Below are 20,649 nucleotides of genomic sequence, written 5' to 3' on the forward strand. Positions count from 1 at the left end.
TTATCCCAAATTTTTTTCCGTTTTGCTCGTAACTAATATATTTGTTGCTTTTTTAATCCTATGACATTAAAAACAATCCCCCGGAACAGATCCATAAAATCTGTTTCAGGGGATATCATAAGGGGAGTTCCTCTCCCAGGTGGTTCGGTCAATCGGTGTAAATTTCATATGATGGGGCTTCACAATTTCTATACTTCCAGTACCTCTGCTCTGCACACTTTTTTGTTGCATGCAATTCCATAGTACAAGATTCTTCTTATACCTTCCTGACGAAATTCATATCCATAGTCTTTATCCTGTATCTGCCTTAACGCTTTTTGAACCATTTCCTCCTCATGGCCTGCTTCCGCATATTTTACTTCAATAACAATTCCCGAGCCAGAATTTGAGATCCGGATCGTAATATCACTGAATCCGTCCCCTGACTCCCGGTTGGATCTGACGATCCAATCACTCTTATAACTCAGAATTCCAAGCAGGATTCCCTGATAAAAGTTTTCTTTTCGTGAACACTGTGCAAACGTGTCCCTGATACTGATCGTCTGCCTCATATATTCCGTGAATAAAGTTTCGACCTGTTCAGCATTTCCCGCTTCCAATGCGCTGCAGAATGAATCGGCCATCGTTCCATCGTTCTTTACATTTTTCTGGAACATTTGCAAAATATGTTCTGTGATGATGTTGCGAATCTCCTGATTGGGAATTGCCAGATCATATCGGTTTCCAACCGGTTCCCCTCTCTGCGTTAAATACCCTGTCATAAACAAAGTGCTCCAGAGATTGTCCATAGATGAATACAATTCCTTATAGGTAAGTTCCTGATTAATATTTTTTTGAACCGAACCACCATTGACAAGAAGTTCCAGTTCTTCTTTCGTTACTCCCGTCTGATCTTCCAGTCCATCAATAAAGTGGTAGATCATTTCATTTCCGCTTGTGTTCAGCCAATAATTCTGAGGCGGAAGATATGGATCTTCAATATGGTCACTGCAATAATTGATCACATCCCACGGACAATAAACATCCGCTTTTCCGAATCGGTATCCATCATACCAGTTCTTTACTGTTTCATAATCCGAATCCAATTCGTAATAGTGAAGCATATCTCTCACTTCATCGTCTGTAAAACCGAAATATTCATCAAATGCAACTTTCGTGATTGGAAATATTTTAAAATTATTAAGTCCTGTAAATATACTTTCCTTGGCTACACGCAGACACCCGGTCAGGACCGCAAATTTCAAACTATCATTTGTTTTCAGAACATTCTCAAATAAGTTCCGAATCAGCAATGCCATCTCGTCATAATATCCATTCTCATTTGCCTTTGCCAGCGGAACATCATACTCATCAATAAGGACAATAACTTTTCTGCCATAGCTTCGTTCGAGCAATTCCGAAAGTTCCTTTAAGCTGTATACAAGTGTATCCTGCGTCATACCGCGGTCCATTAATTCTTCAAACAGCTTTTTGTCGACATCACTGAGTTTCTGGCTATCCAGGGAAATAAATGCCCGCCTCGTCTCTGCATTCATGATTTTTACAAGGCTGCTGCAGGCACCTGAAAAATCACTGGCATTTACACCTTTCAGGCTAATGGAGAGCACAGGAAACTGACCCATATATTTTTCACATAGTGCTGACTTCTGCGAAATATACAATCCCCGGAAAAGTTCAGGGTCCGCCCCAATTTCAAAGAAGCTGCGGAGCATACTCATATTCAGTGACTTTCCGAAACGCCGCGGGCGTGTAAATAGGTTAGCCTTTCCCCACTGGCTCAAAAGCTGCTCGATCAATTTTGTTTTATCTACATAATAGAAATTATCTCTTCTTATTTCTTCGAAATTTTCGATTCCTACCGGAAGTTTCAAAAGCTCTGTCATATGTGTCTCCTCCTTTCCCTGTGCTGTTTTCTTCATTTTACCATCTGGCATTTACACATGCAAGTTGAATCATTTCACTCCATTCATCTTCACTTAATCCTTTGGAAATATCCAAAGAGTACGAGTAATTCCCATCTGTCCAGACAGCCAGCGTGAAAACATCATTCTCGCCTTTCAATGTCACAGGATTCGCTCCAACCATAATTTCTTTTACGCTGGAATACACATTATAATCTCCGGAGACATCATCCGTTCCCGTGCCCTTTCGGAATACGGCTGTCTCGCCTTCTCCGGTATACTCGATCTGCGCCATCTCTCCCCAGTAGGAGATGTATACCTCTTTTTCAACAGAAAACGGGAGTCCCTCCACTTCGTTTACCGGGAAACCTACTGCCGCGGAAAGCTCATCGATAGACTTTACTTCCACCATGCCGTTCGCGATACTTACGCTTTCTTTCGTTTCCAGTTCTCCCGGTCCCGTAAGCTTCGGCCAGGCGAAGGTGCATACCAGAAGGATCGCAATGCAGGCCGCCGCGGCTGTTATATTTCTCACCGTTCGTCTGCGGAACTGGCGGATCTTTGACTCTTCTCTGCTTTTTGCCGCCTTTTCCGTTTCCAGATTCAAGTTCTCCACATAGCTGAGGATCCGTTTGCGCATCGCCTCGTCTACCTCGATTTTGTTCATGATCTCATCATATTTCTTCAAAATCGTACTCTCCCTTCAGAACTTCCTTAAGCTTCTCCCTGCCCCGGCGAAGATCAGAACGGACTGTCGATTCATTTCTTCCAAGAACCTTTGCGATCTGTGCCGTCTGATAACCTTCATGGTAAAACAGATGAATCACCTCCCGGTATTTTACCGGCAGACTCTTTACCGCCTCCCACACAAAGGACAGATCCTCACGCTCTTCCGCGACAAGCTCATCATTCAGTTCATCCGTCTCCCGAAGTTTATTATACCTGATCCTGTTTTTGCTCAAGTTCGCAGCGACTCGCAGAAGCCAGGCTTTTTCATGATTCTCACTTTCAAATTCCGGTGCTGTCTTTAAAAACTGCACCAACGTGTCCTGAAGGACTTCCTCTGCATCGCTCATATTATGAAGATATGTATAAGCATAGCGCAGGATGCTGTCTCCAAACCTGGTCAGAATCATTTCCGCCCGGCCGTTCGTCTCCGCCTGACGCATCCGCGCTTCCCATTCTTCTTTTTCGACCATATTCTGCCGGTTTTCGTCCTTTACCCCCGGCATAAAGGCCCAGATAAGGGCTTGCAGCCACCGGAGCAGGCGAAATCCCGGCAGCTCCCATGCTGTCCATATTCCCATTCCCGTTTTTCTCCCTGTTTTATCAGTATCCTGTCATATGAAGCTCTATCCGTAGTCCGAGCAGTCCGCTCCGATATCCATTCTCAGCAGACCTGTCCCGCCATTCCAGTCATCTCATCCGCTGAAATTCCGGCTTCTACATACATAGAATAAGTATAACCATCCTCCGTCCAGATGGCAAGGAATACCTTATCTTCCTCTCCCTTTAAGGTCAGTTCACGATTTTCCGCCTGAACTTTCTGCTCCTGCGCATAAGCAGTGTAATCTCCGCTGATATCCCCGGTTCCCGGTGCTTTCCGGATTCGTATTTCCTTATCCTCATTATTCCAGATGATCACTTCGATCGTCAGAGCATCAGCAGAGTCCAGCACCTGGATCATCTTCTTTCCGTATTCTGCCGGAATTTCCGGAAGTTTTAAGTCAAAACCAGCCATATTTTTCGCCTCCTCCATCGTTTTTACCTCGATCCATGGATTCGCAATCTGAGCATTTTCAGATGCCTCCTGTGAGTCTTTCATTGTCTCGATTACTGCAGTCTCCTTTATTTCCTGTTTTCCATTTCCGCAGGCGCTCACGAAAGCCGCCATCATAACTACTGTTGCAAACATCACTAAATTCTTCTTATACATATCAATTCCCTCACTATTCTTCATTTTGATTCCGGCATTTTTGCCTTTCTACCCTATATACAACCAGCCGAACGAAAATGTTGCGATAAAATAATTTTTTTCGAATATCGGAATTAAAAGGCTCGAAAAAAATATGCCCCGGCACATTCGGGTGTCTCGTGCAGTCGCTTGTGATAACCTACAGCCTCGCATGAATGCACATCATTGGCACATTCGTGCTTTTTTCATCAGAGAACTCCCTCGAATTTCCTGTTACAAAAAAACACTCTCAGCACAGGCCGATTACGGTCTGTTCCAAGAGTGTCTCTGATGCATATTCCATATTTTATTTTATACGATCTTGCTTCCGTTCGCCGTCATCTTGAATTTCGCTCCGAGCATTTCACACGCACGGCGGCACATGAGCATGCGCTGTAAGAAGATCTCGAAGTACTCCAGCATGGAGCAGATGTTTTCGTCGATCTTTAAGTTCAGGGTGATCACTTTCTTTTCCTCATTTACCTTTAATTTTGCCTCTGTAACCGCATAGTTTACGCGGTCGTGGATATCAAATGATGCCATCTCCTTCTGGCGGACGCGGTTTCTGCGTACATCCGTCTTGTCGGCGATGATAAGCGCCGCGGAGATCGGATCTACAGCTCCGCCCGTTGACTCATCATGGTTTCCGATCGCGGAGACGATGATCGCGCGGTCTGTGATCGGAAGATCCGTCTTTTCCAGGATCTGGGATGCCAGAAGGGCACCATACTCCGCATGGGCATGCCGGTTGATCGCATTTCCCATATCATGCATGAAACCGGCGATCTTCACCAGCTCGATATCGTGATCTGAGTAACCGAATTTCTTTAAGATCATTGCTGCCCGCTCCGCAACCATCGCGCAGTGCGCGTCCGAATGATCTGTAAATCCCATAGTCCCCAGATTGTCGTTTCCTTTTTTCAGGTAAGCTAAAACTTCCTCGTTTTTCTTGATTTCCTTATATGTCATATTCTTTTTCCTCTGCCGCAGTCGACCCAGCTCGTGACTGCTCTTTCTTTTTTCTCTCATTTTCACTTCTATATCATATAGCAGAAAAAAGGAACGAACAATCACGCTCCGGTAAAAGAATGTAAAATCTGTGTAAAAACTCATTCTGTGAGATTTCCATCTTAATTCGAGGCGAACCTCCGTGAGGCAGGACGCAAAGTTCATATCTGTGAGACTGGATGCGAAGTTCTTCCGTGGGACAGGTTGCAAAGTTCATATCTGTGAGGCTGGATGCGAAGTTCATACCGTGAGACAGGATGCAAAGTTTTTCTTGACATATGTATGTAATAGTACTATGATTCTACGTACGATTTCGTACATTCATAACTGTAAAACTGTCCGATAGAAAAGACACGATTTTCCCCCCGCGGGCAGACACAGTAAAAAAACTGAAAGGGCGCACGATGAATATTTCACTTTCCGACCACTTTACCTACAAAAAACTCCTGCGGTTCACGTTTCCGTCTATCGTCATGATGATTCTCACATCCATCTACGGAGTTGTGGACGGTGTTTTCGTCTCGAACTTTGTGGGTTCCGAGGCCTTCGCCTCCATTAATATCATTATGCCGTTTCTGATGATCCTCGGTGCCATCGGCTTTATGACCGGCAGCGGCGGCAGTGCCCTGGTGGCTCTGACCTTCGGAACCGGGAATGAAAAAAAGGCAAAGGAGATCTTTTCCCTCCTCGTCTACGTTCTGATCGCGGTGGGCTTCCTCTTTACGGTAGGCGGTGAGATCCTTTTAGCCCCGATGGCAAGACTCTTAGGTGCTGATGAGATCCTTCTCCCCTACTGCGTCCGTTACGGCCGGATCATCCTGCTGGCTCTGATTCCCTTCATGCTGCAGAATGTATTCCAGAGCTTTCTCGTTGTAGCGGAACGCCCGCAGTTCGGACTCCTGATCACCATCGCGTCAGGACTTACAAATATGATCCTCGACGCTTATTTTATCGCTGTTCTGCGTCTCGGCGTTGTGGGAGCTGCCGCCGCAACGGCGATCAGTCAGTCCATCGGCGGACTGATCCCCCTGCTCTACTTTATCTTTCCAAACAGGAGCCGACTCCGTCTCGGAAAGACCCATATGGACTTTAGTGCCCTGTTGAAGGCCTGTACAAACGGTGCTTCCGAGTTTATGACGAACATCTCCATGTCCATCGTGAACATGCTCTACAACTGGCAGCTCATGCGCCTTTCCGGTTCCGATGGTGTTGCCGTATACGGCGTCATCATGTACGTGAGCTTTATCTTTGCAGCGCTCTTTATCGGCTACTCTATGGGAAGTGCCCCGATCGTGGGCTATCACTGCGGTGCAGGAAATAAGAGCGAGTTAAAGAATCTGCTCGGAAAAAGCTTCCTGCTGATCCTGACCTTCCAGATCATCCTGACGATCGCGGCAGAAGCGGGTGCCCCGTTTCTTGCGGGAATTTTCGTCCGCTATAACACGAACCTCTTAGACATGACGGTCCATGCATTCCGCTCATACTCGATCTCTTTCCTGTTCATGGGCTTCAGCATCTACGCATCTTCCTTCTTTACGGCACTTAACGACGGGTTCGTCTCCGCTGTGATCTCCTTCTGCCGTACCATGATCTTTGAAACAGGGGCCGTTATCATCCTGCCGTTTTTCCTCGGTGTCTCCGGAATCTGGTATTCCATCATCGCGGCGGAATTTATGGCGGTATGCCTGTCGCTCTTCTTCCTGATCCGGAAGGCAAAGAAGTACGGATACACATAGACTGATAGCCCGTGCAGGCGGATGCAAAGCCCTGCACTGCCCCCATACACTTATATTTTCAGGAGATCTGCCATGTACTCTGCATTTAAAGAATTTTACAACCTGCTCAGTCAGGTCAACAGTGTCTACCATGACGCTGCATTAAAGCTCGGTCTCACGGACAGCGAGCTTGATATTCTCTACTCCCTCAATGAACACGGTTCCGGCTGCAATCAAAGTATTTTTTACAAAGAGACCGGCACCACAAAATCCACGATCAACTCTGCAGTACGCAGGATGGAACAGGCCGGTTATCTGTACCTGAAACCCGGAACAGGGCGGAACACCTGCGTTTTTCTCACGGAAAAAGGAGAGGAACTCATGAAAAACACCGTCCATCGCCTGATCGCCATTGAAAATGCGATTTTCGAGAGCTGGTCTGCCGAGGAGCAGCAGATCTTCATGAAACTGAACCGGGATTTCGCGGTCAAATTCACGGAGGAGACGAAAACCATATAGGCTGTGATAAAACAGAATGTACCTTTTGTGTAATAGGAGCTTCCGAGGAAGCCTTATTACGCAAAAATCAGCGCCTCTGAAAAATATTCTCAGAAGCGCTGATCTTTTATGTCTATATCATCTGAATTTAAAACTGTCTCATAAGATTTACCATCTCGATCGCGGAAAGTGCACAGTCATATCCTTTATTTCCGCCTTTGCTTCCGGCACGGGCGATGGCCTGCTCGATGTTCTCGGTTGTCAGGACGCCGAAGAGTACCGGCATCTTCTCTGCCAGTCCCACCTGAGCGATTCCCTTGGAGACCTCACTGCACACATAATCGTAGTGTGTGGTATCACCGCGGATCACAGCGCCGACGCAGATGATCGCATCGTACTTGCCGGACTTTGCCATGGCAGATGCCGCAACCGGAATCTCGAACGCCCCCGGAACCCAGGCCGCCGTGATATTTTCTTCCTCCACACCGTGGCGGACAAGTCCGTCAACCGCTCCGCCTAAGAGCTTATTTACGATGATCTCGTTGAAACGGGATGCAATGATCCCCACTTTCATGCCTTCCGGTGCTACAACTTTTCCTTCTAATACTTTGATCTCTTTCATGATGTTTCTCCTTTTCTTATGCTTTCTGCTATTCAGAAGTCTTCATAATTACATGCAAAGCTCTATTTCCAATTGCCCATCACTTCCATCCATGCGGAATGCATGCCGCCGGTGTACAGGACTTTCAGCAATAGACGTTCCATCCTATCACACTTTAATTTTTGTAAAGATATGTCCCATCTTGTCCTGCTTCGTCTTCAGATAGAAGCTGTCGTACTGCTGCGGATCAATCTCGATCGGCACGCGCTCATGGATCTCAAGTCCGAAGCCGGAAAGTCCGTAGATCTTCTCCGGATTGTTCGTGAGAAGTCTTAAGGACTTCACACCGAGATCCCTTAAGATCTGTGCCCCGATCCAGTATTCCCTGAGATCCGGAGCAAAACCAAGCTTGATATTGGCCTCCACCGTGTCAAAGCCCTGCTCCTGAAGCACATACGTCTTCAGTTTGTTGATCAGACCGATGCCGCGGCCTTCCTGACGCATGTAGAGGATAACGCCACGGCCTTCCGCCTCCACCTGGCGCATCGCGGTCTGGAGCTGTTTTCCGCAGTCACAGCGCATGGAACCGAACACATCTCCGGTCAGGCACTCGGAATGCACGCGGCAGAGCACATCCTCGCCGTCCCCGATATCACCTTTCACAAGAGCAACATGGTGCTCGCCGGTAATATCGTTCACATAGCCATAGATCTTAAAGTGTCCGTACTGGGTCGGCATGTCCGCGCAGGCTTCCTGCACCACATGTTTTTCATGGACACGGCAGTAATCCTGCAGTTCCTTGATCGTGATAAATTTCAGTCCGTACTCCTTCGCCAGCTTCCACAGATTCGTGGTCCGCATCATGGTTCCGTCTTCCTCCATGATCTCACAGCACACGCCGCACTCGGAAAGTCCCGCCAGACGCATGAGGTCCACAGTTGCCTCGGTGTGGCCGTTTCTCACGAGCACTCCGCCCCGTCTTGCTACAAGCGGGAATACGTGTCCCGGTCTTCTGAGATCCTGGGGCTTTGTCGCCGGGTCCACGCATTTCATCATCGTGTAAGAGCGCTCCGCCGCGGAAATTCCTGTTGTCGTGTCCACATGGTCAATGGAGACCGTAAATGCCGTGCAGTGGTTATCCGTGTTCTCGGATACCATCTGCGGAAGTCCCAGTCGCTCTGCCACTGCCGCGCTCATCGGCGTACAGATCAGTCCCTTTGCGTGGCTTGCCATGAAATTGATATTTGCCTGTGTCGCGAACTCTGCCGCGCAGATCATATCTCCCTCATTCTCCCGGTCCGGGTCATCTGTCACGAGAATGATCTTTCCCGCCCGCAGATCTTCGATCGCTTCTTCGATTGTGTTGTATTGCTCGTTCATATTTTCCTGCCTTTCCAGAGCCTTTTATTAAAAGTTTTTCTTTCAGCAGGATTCCTACTGCTGAAACTTTAACCGCTCTGATCTCATATTTTCTGGATGTTTCTAAATATCTTCAAAGCATCTGTTTTAAAATCCATATTTCTGAAGAAACTCCATGCTAAGCCCCGAGTTTCCCTTTGCGTTTCCCGCGGCATTTTCATCGTCAGGCATTTTTCCCCGGTCCGCACCGGAATTTCTTCCGATATCCACAAATTTCTGAATGTATTTCCCCACAATGTCGTTTTCCAGATTGACCGCATCTCCTGCTTTTTTCTTCAAAAGCGTTGTCTCCTCGCCGGTATGTGGGATCACCGACACTGAAAAGTTCCGCTTTGTCACCGCCGCCACCGTGAGGCTGATCCCGTCGATGCAGATTGAACCCTTTTCCACGATCAGATCCAGGATCTTATCTGTACATGCGATCGTGACCCAGACTGCATTCTCTTCCCGTCTCATCGATTCGATCTGACCGGTTCCGTCAATGTGACCGGAAACGATATGACCGCCAAACCGGCCGTCTGCCGCCATGGCCCGCTCCAGATTTACATAACTTCCATCCTGCAGTGCTCCGAGGCTACTTCTCCTCACCGTCTCCGCCATCACATCGGCGGAAAACTCATTATTTTTCATATTCGTGACCGTAAGGCAGACACCATTGACCGCGATGCTGTCACCGATCTTTGTTCCTTCCAAGACTTTTTTCGCTTTTACCGTCAGCGTACCGGAATTTCCGCGCAGGGAAAGTGCCTTCACCTGTCCGAGTTCTTCTACGATCCCTGTAAACATGCCCTTACTTCCTTTCCCATTTTCAATCTACCGAATATCTGAGCATCAGATCATCCCCGATCGTCTCCATCTGTCTCAACGTCAGCATCACGGCTTCCGCCGGATGCGCCACACCGCTCCCGGAAACCGGAGTCTTCGCACCGGCACCGCCGAAGATCTTCGGGGCGATAAATGCACAGATCTCGTTTACGATCCCGGCTGACAGCGCCGCGTCATTTAAGGTACCGCCGCCCTCTAAAAGCACGCTGTCGATGCCCTGTTTTCCGAGATATTCCATGAGCTTTCTAAGATCCACACGCCCGTCTGCGTCCGGGACCGACACGGTCTCCACGCCGGCCGCGTGAAGCTGTTCCGCTTTCTCTTCCGCTTCTTTACAGCCTTCCCCGGAATACTCCCCCGCATACGCTACGATGGTCCGGTACTCCTTTGCCGTCTGCACGATCTTTGAATCCATCGGGATCCTGAGTCCGCTGTCGCAGATGATCCGCACCGGACTCTTCAGCCCGGGGATCCGGACGTTTAACATCGGATCGTCTGCCAGGACCGTGCCGATCCCAGCCATGATCCCCATATACTGGTGGCGCAGCTCCTGCACCTTTTTCCTTGCGCTCTCTCCTGTGATCCACTTGGAGTCACCGGTCCGCGCAGCGATCTTTCCGTCCGCCGTCATGGCGTATTTCATGACTACATAAGGCGTTTTCTTTGTGATGTAATGGAAGAATACCGGATTTAACGCATCGCATTCCTCACGCATAAAGTCCTCTTCCACCCGGACTCCCGCTGCTCTTAGGATCGCCGCTCCTTTTCCTGCTACCAGGGGATTCGGATCTCTTGAACCGATCACAACTCTTGCGATCTTCTGCTCAAGGATCGCCTCCGTGCAGGGCGGTGTCTTTCCGTAATGGCAGCACGGCTCTAACGTCACATAGAGTGTCGCGCCCTCCGCACTTTCCGTGAGCGATGCAATGGCGTTTCTCTCCGCGTGAAGTTTTCCGCACCGCTCATGATAACCTTCCCCTATGATCCTTCCGTCTTTCACGATCACAGCTCCCACGAGAGGATTCGGACTTGTCCAGCCAAGTCCCCCTTTTGCAAGCTCAATGGCCCGCAGCATATAATCCCGGTCCGTCATCTTTTTCACTCCTTTCCGCAAACCTGCCTTACGGGCGCAAGCAGGAAGTTCCATAGGAATTTTCTGTTAAAAAAAGCCCTGTAAAGCAGATGCCTACAGGGTTTTCCATATTCGGTCCGTTGTTTCATTCGGAAATATAACTTTTCTGCAATTCACAGCTTTCCCGGATCAATCTCCTGTTACACAAAAAAGCCCTGAAACAGTTTCCTATTCCAGAGCTACTGATCCGATCTTCCGTGATCCGGAATCTCTCGATCCTGTCCTCTTTTTCGAGCACCGGATCGCTTCCGCATATCACAAACAAACCTGAAATTCTTCTTTCATCCAGACTATACTGTCGGCCCCGGAATCTCACCGGATCATGCCTCTCGGCTCGCGGGCTTTACCGCCGGTAGGGACTTGAACCCTGCCCTGAAGACTTATTATTGAATTGTCCTTTCGCTGACCGTCATTTCCATCAGCGGTTGTTTACAATATACTCCCGTTCTCTGTATTTGTAAAGTATTTTCGATAGGAATTTTTGTCATTGCCAGACAATATTTCCAGACAGCCCAATCCATACCCCTGACCGGCTCCGCAGTCCAGAAAGATCTTATCGTCCCTTATGATCATATCTCCCGCGTACTGTGTTCCATATTTGAATGTCGGCGTGTGTCCCACTACGGCAGTCATTCCCGCTGGAAGCCGGTTATCCACGTCTGGTGATTCATATCGGTTTATGAGGACATCATAATCCGCTGTCTTTCTTTTCCCACCGGGATCTTTTTGCACTGTCAGAAGTTCTTTTTTCATTTCATCATCCGGCGCTCCGTGAATCAACACATACTTTCTGCCGCAGATCTCCATGGCTGCCCAGAGCGGCATCGTTTTGATAAACTCCAGAACCTTCCTGCGTCCTGTCTCTGACAGCATATTCATCTGCCTGATGATCCCCGCCCCGTCTCCGGCCACCCAGGGCCGCATCGTGGAATCCGGGATCCCGGCCGCGCGGTCTGTTCCAAAATACTGTAAGAGCCGCTGTTCATGATTCCCTCTCAGCGCCAGAATATTCTTATGTTCCATCACAAAGCACAAAAGTCCCAGGGAATCCGGTCCTTTCGCCACAAGATCCCCCAGGATCACCATCCGATTCGCATCCGTAAACCGGATCTTTTTCAGTATTTGCAGAAAGGGAATAAAATATCCATGAATGTCACTCATCAGATACAGGTTCCCGCTCATGCCGCTGTCTCCGGGCCGTACACATAGAGACGGTCCCCTTCCACATTCACGTAACCTTCCGTGCCTTTTTCCAGATAGTTACGGCTTAAGAAGCAGAGCGGTTCTCCCATTCCCATCTTCGCCATAACGCGGTAATAATCCCCCTCGAAGGAGGAATACTCGACCGCCACCGGAAAACTGTTCTCCTGCCGCTCGCTTCCGGTCCACACCGTGTTCTCCGCGCGGAAGCGGACAGTCACCATGTCATCTTTGCGGATTCCGTTTCTTCCGAGTGTTCCGCAGACACTGCCACCGAGATCGATCTGCGTGCCGCCATCCTCCCTCGCGTATCCATGTACCCGGTTTCCGGCACCTAAAAGAGCTGCCACCGACTCCGTTCCCGGATTCCTGTAACAGTTTTTCGGGGAATCGATCTGGTCGATATTTCCCTTGTTCATGATCACGATCCGGTCCGCCATCGCGAACGCCTCCGATGGGTCATGGGTGACGTGAAAGACGGTCGTCCCAAGCTTCCGGAACAAGAACGCCATTTCGGTTCTCATCTCCACACGGAGCTGGACATCCAGATTGCAGAGCGGCTCATCCATCAGGAGAATATCCGGCTTCGTGATCAGTGCCCGGGCGATCGCGACTCTCTGCTGCTGACCGCCGGAAAGCTCCGCCGGATACCGTTTTTCCAGTCCCTCCAGATGCAAAAGCTTTAAGAGCTCCTGTACCCGCTCCTCGATCTCCTCTTTTCCGGTTTTGCTCCGCTTTAAGCCGTAAGCGATGTTATCATACGCTGTCATATGTGGCCACAGTGCAAAATCCTGAAACACCATGTTCATATGGCGTTTCTCCGGCGGCAGGACTTTTCCCGCCTCAGAGATCATCTGCCCGTTCATGGTCACGCGTCCGCCATCGGGAGCCAGCATGCCTGCGATAATGTTCAGCAAGGTGGACTTTCCGCAGCCGGACGGACCCAATACGCTGATGATCTCGTTTTTATGGACTTCCATGCTGATTCCCTTAAGCACTTCCGTCTTTCCAAAGCTTTTTGTCAGATCTTCTATTTTTAAGATGACTTCCTGTTTCTGAATCTCCATATCTTCCTCCAAAAGCAGTTAGCGTGTACCCTATAAAGTCACCCACTGTATCTGCTTTATTTCCTGATCGTCTAACTATTCTGTACCTTCATCGTTACCCGCTTATTTTCTTTCTGCCCCCGGAAGAGCTTCACCACAGATCCAGCTGCTCTTCTTCTCTGGAACAGCTGAGAATAAAGCGGTAAAAGCTCCATCAGTAAAATGAGAAGAACCACGATTCCGCCGCCAAACACCGTTGCCGCCGCAGAATATCCGAATTTCAGATTTTCCACTCCTTTGCTGATGTAGACCGGCAGTGTCTGATAGTTCGGCGGATAGAGGATCGTATTGATCGCAAGGTTAAACACGCTTCCGCCAAATGCGGATAAAAATGCGGACAAAACGGTTGCTTTTAAGAGCGGCCAGAGAATCGTCCGAATCCGCGTGATAAGACCGGCGCCGGAAAGCCGGGCCGCAAACAGGATCGGTCTCGGGATCTTTGCCATACCGCCGGTCAGAACTCTCGTGATGACCGGAATCGCCGCCGCAACGCTGGCAAGGACAATGATCCTGGGCGTTCCGTACATCTTAACCCCCACGGATTCGATCCATCGCTGGTTCCATACAAAGATATAGCCGATACCTAAAACGACTCCCGGCACTGCTAACGCAACCAGGGACAGCACATCGATCACGCGCTTTAAAACGAAGTCTGAATAGTTCAGCACATAGGAAACAAAAAATCCGAGAACCAGCCCAATGATGGCTGCCGCAAAGGCAATCATCAAGGAGTGTTCCAGACCATTTAAGAGCTCTTTGCTGTCTACGATGACCTTCTCATAATTCTTTAACGTGAAACTGAAATTTGCAACGGAGATCGAGTCGGAGAAGGACATGACCACTGTGGAACCAAGCGGCACGAACAGTGTGATAAATGCCAGAAATGCCCCTAAGAAATCGAGGATGATCCCGACTCCAAATGCAGGGCGGACCGGCACCGCCTTCACGGTTCCCGTATCAAAGAAATCATACCGTTTTTTACCAATGATCCTGTACTGGACGATCATGGCTGCGATGATGATCAGTACCAGATAGAAGGATAACACGCCTGCCATATCCAGGCGGATCGGGGAACTGTAAAGTGCCGTGTAGATCGCGTATGGCAATGTCGGGAAGCGATATACTCCGGAGATTGCTGCCGGAAGTCCGAAATCACCGATCGTATCCATAAAGATCAAGATCGCCGCGGAACAATAGGCCGGAATGCATAAAGGTGCCTGCACAGTCTTCCACTCTTCCCACGGAGATGCCCCATTCATTCTTGCTGCCAGAGACAGCCGTTCCGGTTTCCACTCCAGGGCCGCCTTGATCGTCACATAAGCAAAGGGGAACTTGTTGAGTACCATGATAAACACCAGCCCCGGAAAGCTGAATACCAGACTGTTTATGTTGTTCCAGTGAAGCCAGGACCTCGCGATCCCGTTTCCGGAAGCGAAATAGACCCAGCCCTGGGCAATGATGAAGGACGGCATGATCATCAGGATCCACGCCGCGATGTCTAAAAGCTTTGCTGTCTTAAACTCCCATTTTACCCGGAAATTTGCAAGAAACGCCCCAAACACCGTACCGAAAAATGTCGTCCAAATGCCAAGAGACATGGAATTTCCGAGCGCCTTATACCAGAGCGGTTTTTCAAAGACCTCAAAGAGCAGGCTCATTCCATCTGCTTTTTCCGTATTTCCAAGAAATCCGGGACTTACGATCTGTAAAAGAACGGCCCCCAGCGGCAAGATAATTAAAACTGCAAGCACGGAAAGGACGATCCAGCCGATCGCCCCTTCTGCCTGTCCTCTATGTGCCGCGCTTCTTAATTTACCACTATTTCGCGGACTCATCTGCAAACCACTCCTTGATCTCTGCTTCGTGTTCAGATGCCCAGGATGCCTCTGCATAGACAAGCTTTCCATCTTTCTCGCGATCTTCTTTTTCGTTTACGCCTGCAACGGACGGTTCAAAATATCCTTCATCTCCCGCATCCACCAGCTGCTGCTGTGTCTCCGGCTGTAAAAGGAATTCGATGAATTTCTTCGCAACCTCCGGCTGATCCGTCTTCGCGCTGATCGCTGCCACACGTACAGATGCCGGTGCGCCTTCTTCCGGCCAGATGATGCTGATCGGCTCTCCGGAAGCGATCATGCCGTATGCGTTGCTCTCCTGAAGTCCTGCCACCGCGATCTCACCGCTGGCAAGCGCCTGAACCACCTGCGGGTTCTTTGGGTAGACCTTTAAGCCATTTTCGAATAATGAGCCGAAGTACTCTTTTCCGCTGTCCATTCCCTTCGAGTTGAAGAAGTATGACACGAAGGGATATGCCGGAGCCGCTACGCTCGGATCTGCGATTCCGATCTTATCTTTATATTCCGGTTTTGCGAAGTCTTCCCAGGTCTTCGGAGCTGTTTCTTCTGTGAAAACATCATTCCTGTACGCGATCACGCCTGCCGCGTGTGCCCCGGTCGGATAGTATGCCTTGTCCGCCGGAACGACCTCCTTAAAGAAATCGGTGAGGTTTCCCGCATTAGATGGTTCCCAGTCCGTGAGAAGCATTCCCTTCTTTCCGAGAGAGTTGATACTTGGCATGGAATCCAGCCATACGATATCCCACTGTGGGTTGTCGCCCTCCGTCTCGATCCTTGCAAGTGTCTCCGCACCGTTTCCTGCTACGACTTCCACGTCATATCCGGTCGCCTTTTTAAACATCTCCGGGATAATATCATCGAAGTCGTTTAAATATACTACAAGCGGTTTGGTCTGGGACACCTTCCCAGCCGTCTCCGCCACAGTTGTTGTCTCTGCCGCCATCGTCCCTGCTGCTGTCGTTGTCTCCGAAGCCGCTGTGGTCTCCGCTGTTTTCGCACCGCAGCCGGTCATGGATGCCGCCGCCATCAGTCCCGCCATGGTAAGTGCTGTCAGTCTTATTTTTTTCATAATGTGTTTCCTCCTGCAGATCGTCTCTGCCTTTTTCTTTTATGCCTGTCTGTCAGTTTCTGTCTTTATCCTATGCGTCCTCTGTAAAATCTGGTGCCGTCATCACCTAAAGTCTGTGTAAAATCTGTGTCAGGTAAGCTTCCGAAAATCCGGAAAGTTCCAAAGGTATTTCTTGCAGATCACTGCGATCCTTAGTATACTTGATCTATCAGGAGGGTGTCTTATGTTTAATTTTAATTTCTATACCCCGACCCGCGTCGTATTCGGAAAAGAAACCGAATACCGGATCGGAAAGCTTGTAAAAAATGTCAACTGTAAAAAAGTCCTGCTCCACTACGGAAGCGGCAGCGTGATCCGCTCCGGTCTTCTCGGACGGATCAAAGAGTCCCTGGACGCGTCCGGAGTCACCTATGTGGAGCTTGGCGGTGTTGTCCCAAACCCACGTCTTTCCTTAGTCCGCAAGGGGATCGAGCTCTGCCGAAAGGAGGGCGTTGATTTTCTCCTTGCGGTAGGCGGCGGCAGTGTCATCGACTCCGCGAAAGCCATCGGTTACGGTCTCGCGAACGACGGTGATGTCTGGGATTTCTATGAGCACACCCGTCAGGCATCCGCATGCCTTCCGATCGGCGTTGTTCTGACCATCGCGGCTTCCGGAAGTGAGATGAGCAACAGCTCTGTTATCACAAACGATGAAACACTGGAAAAACGCGGCTACAACAATGATATCTCCCGCCCTGTATTCGCTGTCATGAACCCGGAGATCACAATGACTCTCCCACCGTACCAGACAGCCTGCGGCTGCACCGATATTCTGATGCATACCATGGAGCGCTATTTCACAAACGGCGGAAATATGGAGATCACCGATGCCATTGCGGAAGGTCTTATGCGCACCGTGATCACGAACGCGAAGATCCTTGTGGACGATCCAGACAACTATGACGCGAGAGCCGAGGTGATGTGGTCCGGAAGTCTCTCCCACAACGGCCTCACCGGCTGCGGAAACGACGGCGGAGACTTTGCCTCCCACCTCTTAGAGCATGAGATCGGCGGAATGTTCGACGTTGCCCACGGTGCGGGCCTTGCGGCGATCTGGGGCAGCTGGGCAAGATATGTGATCGACAGCTGCACTCCGCGTTTTGCGAAATTCGCAGTGAATGTCATGGGTGTTGAACCTGGAAAAGATGATATGGAGACGGGTTTAAGGGGCATCGAGGCCATGGAAGATTTCTACCGCGCGATCAACATGCCGACAAGCTTAAAGGAACTCGGCATCGCCCCGACAGAAGAACAGCTTGAGACTATGGCAAAAAACGCGAGAATCGCTGCAGGCGGCCCGAAGGGATCCGCGAAGAAGCTGGAAGCGGAAGATATGCTTAAGATCTATCAGATGGCTGCAGGAAAATAGCAGAAATCTATCAAAATCGCATGAAGAAAACCGGGATGCCGCCTATCTGCGCAGCATCCCGGTTTTTATATAATACCATGAATCCTTGTTTTTTATAAAAAAATGTGCCTTGGCACATTCTCGCGCCTCGCGCGGTCGCTTGCGACAATCTACATCTTCGCGTGAGTGCGCATCTTTGGAATTCCTCGGAATTTCCTATTACATAAAATAAGACTGCCGTCCAGCATAAGCCTACTGATACGGCAGTCAATTTTTTCATCTACACGTAATCTCTGACCAGAAAGACCGGCTTGATCGCCATGATCTCATCGAATTCCTCCTGAGTGACGGATACATCCGCGTTGGTCTTTTTCAGATCATTTTTTACAACGTCAAACGCGTCCTCCACAGACTCGGCGCGCCCCTCACGGACAGCACGCTGCATCCGCTCTACAGTCACCGGATGAAGGTAACAGGCCGGAACCGGAAGTCCAAGATGAAGGCTGTCCACATAGCCCGTAACGGCTTCTTCCGCCGCTGCAAGACGTTTTTCAATGGCTTTCCGGTTATTCGTACTCGTCGGCATGACATTCGCTCCGGAGAACAGAAAGATCGCCGCCATTCCAAAGAGGACAAAGTATACAGCAAACGCATCGTGATTCATAAAGGAGAATACGCCATATGCAAGCGCCGCCGCCCCCATGACTACCATGAATAAAGCGAGCCATTTGTAAAACGGCTTTGTCTTCTCATACGTTCTCTTTTTCTTTGCCGCGTTGGTGAGCTCTGTGAACAGGGACAACCGTTTCGTGAGAGCTGCCTTTGCCTGCTCCAGAACATTTACCGTCTCCTTCGCCTGCTCTGAGAGAGGAATGAGACGTTTCTCCGCCTGCTTTTTCTCAGCTTCCGCAAGGCGCTTTTCTGCCGCTTCACTCACGGTCTTTATCTGCGGGAACCGTTCCTTCACGGATGCCACGAACGCGTCCACCTGATCCTCATATTTAAAGTTGCACTGCTTTTCCTTACCGTCCTCATAGACAACCACCAGATACGGCATGGTGGCAAACAGGCCTTTTCCGGTAAATCCGCCTTTGCTCATCGCCACGCGCTTAAAGACACGGGAGACGGAAGATACCGGGATGTAGAAGCGCCGCTCCAGATAAAAGCTGTTGAGGTATAATGCCTCTTTTCCGATTCCGCAGGGACCGATCTTCTTACAGTGCTTTTTGTCCTCTGAAAGAATACTCTCCGGAATCTCTTTTTCTCCAAGTTTTGCCGGTTTTAAGAACATAACTCTCGCCTCCCAAATACTGAATAACCAGTATAAGCTGCCCTCAGCCTTTCACCGGGGCAGCTTATACTTTCTGCATCATCTGCAGTCAGACACTCCCAGCTTTGCAGCCTGTCTTTCGTGTCATTATAATCTTACATTATGCTGTCTGTTTCTTCGTTGCGCGGATGAAGATTCCAAGGAATACGACCGCAAGTACGATACCTACCGGGTACGCAACTGCAGTACCGAGGTTTAAGCACTCTTTTGCGCAGAAGAAATATGTCATGGAAACAGCGCTCATGAAGGTTGCCGGAACTGCTGTGAGCCAGTAGTTCTTCTTTGCCTTGTAGAGGTACATGCTTGCTGTCCAGAGAACGATCATAGCCAGTGTCTGGTTTGTCCAGCTGAAGTATCTCCATACGATGCTGTAATCCATATGTCCAACGATAGCGCCGATTCCAAGTAACGGTACGCAGAGAATCAGACGGTTCTTCCAGTTCTTCTGGTCAACCTTGAACCAGTCAGCAAGTGTTAAACGTGCGCTTCTGAATGCTGTATCACCGGAAGTGATCGGGCAGGCGATAACACCTAACATAGCAAGAGCAATGCCGACACCGCCCATGGTCTTCTGGCAGACATCATAGATGGCTGCGGACTGACCGTTCTTCATGATCTCTGCGAGACCTGTGTTTAAACCACCTGTCACTTCGTAGAGAGAGCATCCTGCTGCTGCCCAGATCAGGGCGATAATACCTTCACATACCATTGCGCCGTAGAATACGAAATGACCCTGTTTCTCAGATTTCATACAACGCGCCATAAGAGGTGACTGTGTTGCGTGGAAACCGGAGATCGCGCCGCAGGCAACGGTGATGAACATGAAGCTCCATACCGGTGTTCCGCTCGGATGCATGTTTCTGAAATTGCTCCAGATTTCCGGGATCACATATTCCGGTTTTGTGAAGATACCAAAAGCAACACCGAGTGCCATGATGATCAGGCAGATACCAAAGATCGGATAGACCTTACCAATGATCTTGTCGATAGAAATAAAGGTCGCGATAAAGTAGTAAGCCAGAATGATCCAGAGCCACATCTCTTTGTTTACGGCCAGACCCTGTGCTCCGCCATTGCTGAACAGAGTTACGATCAGACCGGCCGGACCAACTGCGAAAACAGTACCGACCATGACAAGAAGTACAACACTGAATACACGCATCACGTTCTGCATCAGGCCGCCGAGGTAGATTCCGCATACCTCTGAGATCGAAGCACCATCATTTCTCTCGGACATCATGCCGGAGAAGAAGTCATGAACACCGCCGGCAAAGATCGTACCGAAGGTGATCCACAGGAATACGATCGGTCCCCACAATGCACCCTGCATGGCTCCGAAGATCGGGCCCAGACCAGCGATATTAAGAAGCTGGATCAGAAAGAGTTTCCATTGGGGCATGACTACGTAGTCGACACCATCGTTGATTCTGACTGCCGGTGTCTCTCTGTCATCCGGACTGAAAATGTTATTTACGAGGTTGCCGTAGACAAAGTAACCTCCGATCAAAAGTGCCAGACAGACGAGAAAACTAATCATACAAATCCCTCCTTGAATATACATTATGCTTATTTCTTTTTCTTCAAGCAAATGCATTATAGTATATTTTGCACAATATTTAAAGGTGGCCTGCATGAACAGCATGGTTAT

The 20,649-nt window shown here is 49.4% G+C and carries 18 protein-coding genes and 1 riboswitch; of the genes, 3 read left to right on the forward strand and 15 right to left on the reverse strand.

What is annotated here, in order from left to right:
• Window positions 1–188: 188 nt before the first annotated feature.
• The 5 genes from V2546_RS00235 to V2546_RS00255 all read right to left on the reverse strand — a co-directional run bounded on the left by V2546_RS00235 (window position 189) and on the right by V2546_RS00255 (window position 4,824).
• The gene (locus V2546_RS00235; protein WP_329751240.1) at window positions 189–1,883 is read right to left on the reverse strand and encodes an AAA family ATPase; all 1,695 of its coding nucleotides are present in this window, start codon (window positions 1,881–1,883) and stop codon (window positions 189–191) included.
• Window positions 1,884–1,920: 37 nt separating this feature from the next.
• Window positions 1,921–2,589, reverse strand: coding sequence for a hypothetical protein (locus V2546_RS00240; RefSeq protein WP_329751241.1), 669 nt, complete (start codon window positions 2,587–2,589; stop codon window positions 1,921–1,923).
• Window positions 2,576–3,208, reverse strand: a complete 633-nt coding sequence (locus tag V2546_RS00245; protein ID WP_243122063.1) for an RNA polymerase sigma factor — start codon at window positions 3,206–3,208, stop codon at window positions 2,576–2,578. The genes V2546_RS00240 and V2546_RS00245 overlap by 14 nt, the downstream gene beginning before the upstream one ends.
• Window positions 3,209–3,291: 83 nt before the next feature.
• Window positions 3,292–3,837, reverse strand: coding sequence for a hypothetical protein (locus tag V2546_RS00250; RefSeq protein ID WP_329751242.1), 546 nt, complete (start codon window positions 3,835–3,837; stop codon window positions 3,292–3,294).
• Window positions 3,838–4,167: 330 nt separating this feature from the next.
• Window positions 4,168–4,824, reverse strand: coding sequence for an HD domain-containing protein (locus tag V2546_RS00255; RefSeq protein WP_117469133.1), 657 nt, complete (start codon window positions 4,822–4,824; stop codon window positions 4,168–4,170).
• A gap of 443 nt (window positions 4,825–5,267) precedes the next feature.
• Here V2546_RS00255 and V2546_RS00260 point away from each other — a divergent pair, with 443 nt between their 5' ends.
• The gene (locus V2546_RS00260) at window positions 5,268–6,599 is read left to right on the forward strand and encodes an MATE family efflux transporter (protein WP_329751243.1); all 1,332 of its coding nucleotides are present in this window, start codon (window positions 5,268–5,270) and stop codon (window positions 6,597–6,599) included.
• Between the two features lie 72 nt (window positions 6,600–6,671).
• Window positions 6,672–7,097 (forward strand): MarR family transcriptional regulator, encoded by a 426-nt coding sequence (locus V2546_RS00265; RefSeq protein ID WP_329751244.1) that lies wholly within the window; start codon window positions 6,672–6,674, stop codon window positions 7,095–7,097.
• A gap of 127 nt (window positions 7,098–7,224) precedes the next feature.
• On the opposite strand, the gene ribH is transcribed toward V2546_RS00265, so the two are convergent.
• From ribH to V2546_RS00305, 8 genes are all read right to left on the reverse strand, one after another.
• The gene (gene ribH, locus V2546_RS00270; protein WP_486463543.1) at window positions 7,225–7,689 is read right to left on the reverse strand and encodes a 6,7-dimethyl-8-ribityllumazine synthase; all 465 of its coding nucleotides are present in this window, start codon (window positions 7,687–7,689) and stop codon (window positions 7,225–7,227) included.
• Between the two features lie 156 nt (window positions 7,690–7,845).
• The gene (locus V2546_RS00275; RefSeq protein ID WP_118297177.1) at window positions 7,846–9,057 is read right to left on the reverse strand and encodes a bifunctional 3,4-dihydroxy-2-butanone-4-phosphate synthase/GTP cyclohydrolase II; all 1,212 of its coding nucleotides are present in this window, start codon (window positions 9,055–9,057) and stop codon (window positions 7,846–7,848) included.
• 126 nt (window positions 9,058–9,183) lie between these two features.
• Window positions 9,184–9,882: a riboflavin synthase gene (gene ribE / locus V2546_RS00280; RefSeq protein WP_117566801.1), complete on the reverse strand. Its 699-nt coding sequence runs from the start codon at window positions 9,880–9,882 to the stop codon at window positions 9,184–9,186.
• Window positions 9,883–9,904: 22 nt separating this feature from the next.
• Complete coding sequence (gene ribD / locus V2546_RS00285) at window positions 9,905–11,014, reverse strand: bifunctional diaminohydroxyphosphoribosylaminopyrimidine deaminase/5-amino-6-(5-phosphoribosylamino)uracil reductase RibD (protein WP_329751247.1); 1,110 nt, start codon at window positions 11,012–11,014, stop codon at window positions 9,905–9,907.
• 308 nt (window positions 11,015–11,322) lie between these two features.
• A riboswitch (FMN riboswitch) is annotated at window positions 11,323–11,437 on the reverse strand.
• A gap of 45 nt (window positions 11,438–11,482) precedes the next feature.
• Window positions 11,483–12,235 carry a metallophosphoesterase gene (locus V2546_RS00290; protein ID WP_329751248.1) on the reverse strand — a complete coding sequence of 251 codons (753 nt, stop codon included), beginning with the start codon at window positions 12,233–12,235 and terminating at the stop codon, window positions 11,483–11,485.
• Entirely contained in the window at window positions 12,232–13,320 is a 1,089-nt protein-coding gene (locus V2546_RS00295; protein ID WP_118736339.1) for an ABC transporter ATP-binding protein, read from the reverse strand. Before V2546_RS00295 ends, V2546_RS00290 begins: the two co-directional genes overlap by 4 nt.
• A 71-nt stretch (window positions 13,321–13,391) precedes the next feature.
• Window positions 13,392–15,194, reverse strand: coding sequence for an iron ABC transporter permease (locus V2546_RS00300; RefSeq protein ID WP_329751249.1), 1,803 nt, complete (start codon window positions 15,192–15,194; stop codon window positions 13,392–13,394).
• Window positions 15,178–16,284, reverse strand: coding sequence for an extracellular solute-binding protein (locus V2546_RS00305; protein ID WP_215705053.1), 1,107 nt, complete (start codon window positions 16,282–16,284; stop codon window positions 15,178–15,180). Before V2546_RS00305 ends, V2546_RS00300 begins: the two co-directional genes overlap by 17 nt.
• A gap of 223 nt (window positions 16,285–16,507) precedes the next feature.
• Between V2546_RS00305 and V2546_RS00310 the strand changes: the two genes are divergently transcribed.
• Complete coding sequence (locus V2546_RS00310) at window positions 16,508–17,692, forward strand: iron-containing alcohol dehydrogenase (RefSeq protein WP_329751250.1); 1,185 nt, start codon at window positions 16,508–16,510, stop codon at window positions 17,690–17,692.
• Between the two features lie 259 nt (window positions 17,693–17,951).
• On the opposite strand, the gene V2546_RS00315 is transcribed toward V2546_RS00310, so the two are convergent.
• Window positions 17,952–18,962, reverse strand: a complete 1,011-nt coding sequence (locus V2546_RS00315) for an ATPase P (RefSeq protein WP_329751251.1) — start codon at window positions 18,960–18,962, stop codon at window positions 17,952–17,954.
• A gap of 139 nt (window positions 18,963–19,101) precedes the next feature.
• Window positions 19,102–20,538, reverse strand: a complete 1,437-nt coding sequence (locus V2546_RS00320; RefSeq protein ID WP_329751252.1) for a carbon starvation CstA family protein — start codon at window positions 20,536–20,538, stop codon at window positions 19,102–19,104.
• Between the last annotated feature and the right edge of the window lie 111 nt (window positions 20,539–20,649).

It is taken from the genome of Clostridium sp. CM74B_53 (genome assembly GCF_036318045.1).
Lineage (GTDB): Bacteria > Bacillota > Clostridia > Lachnospirales > Lachnospiraceae > Pilosibacter.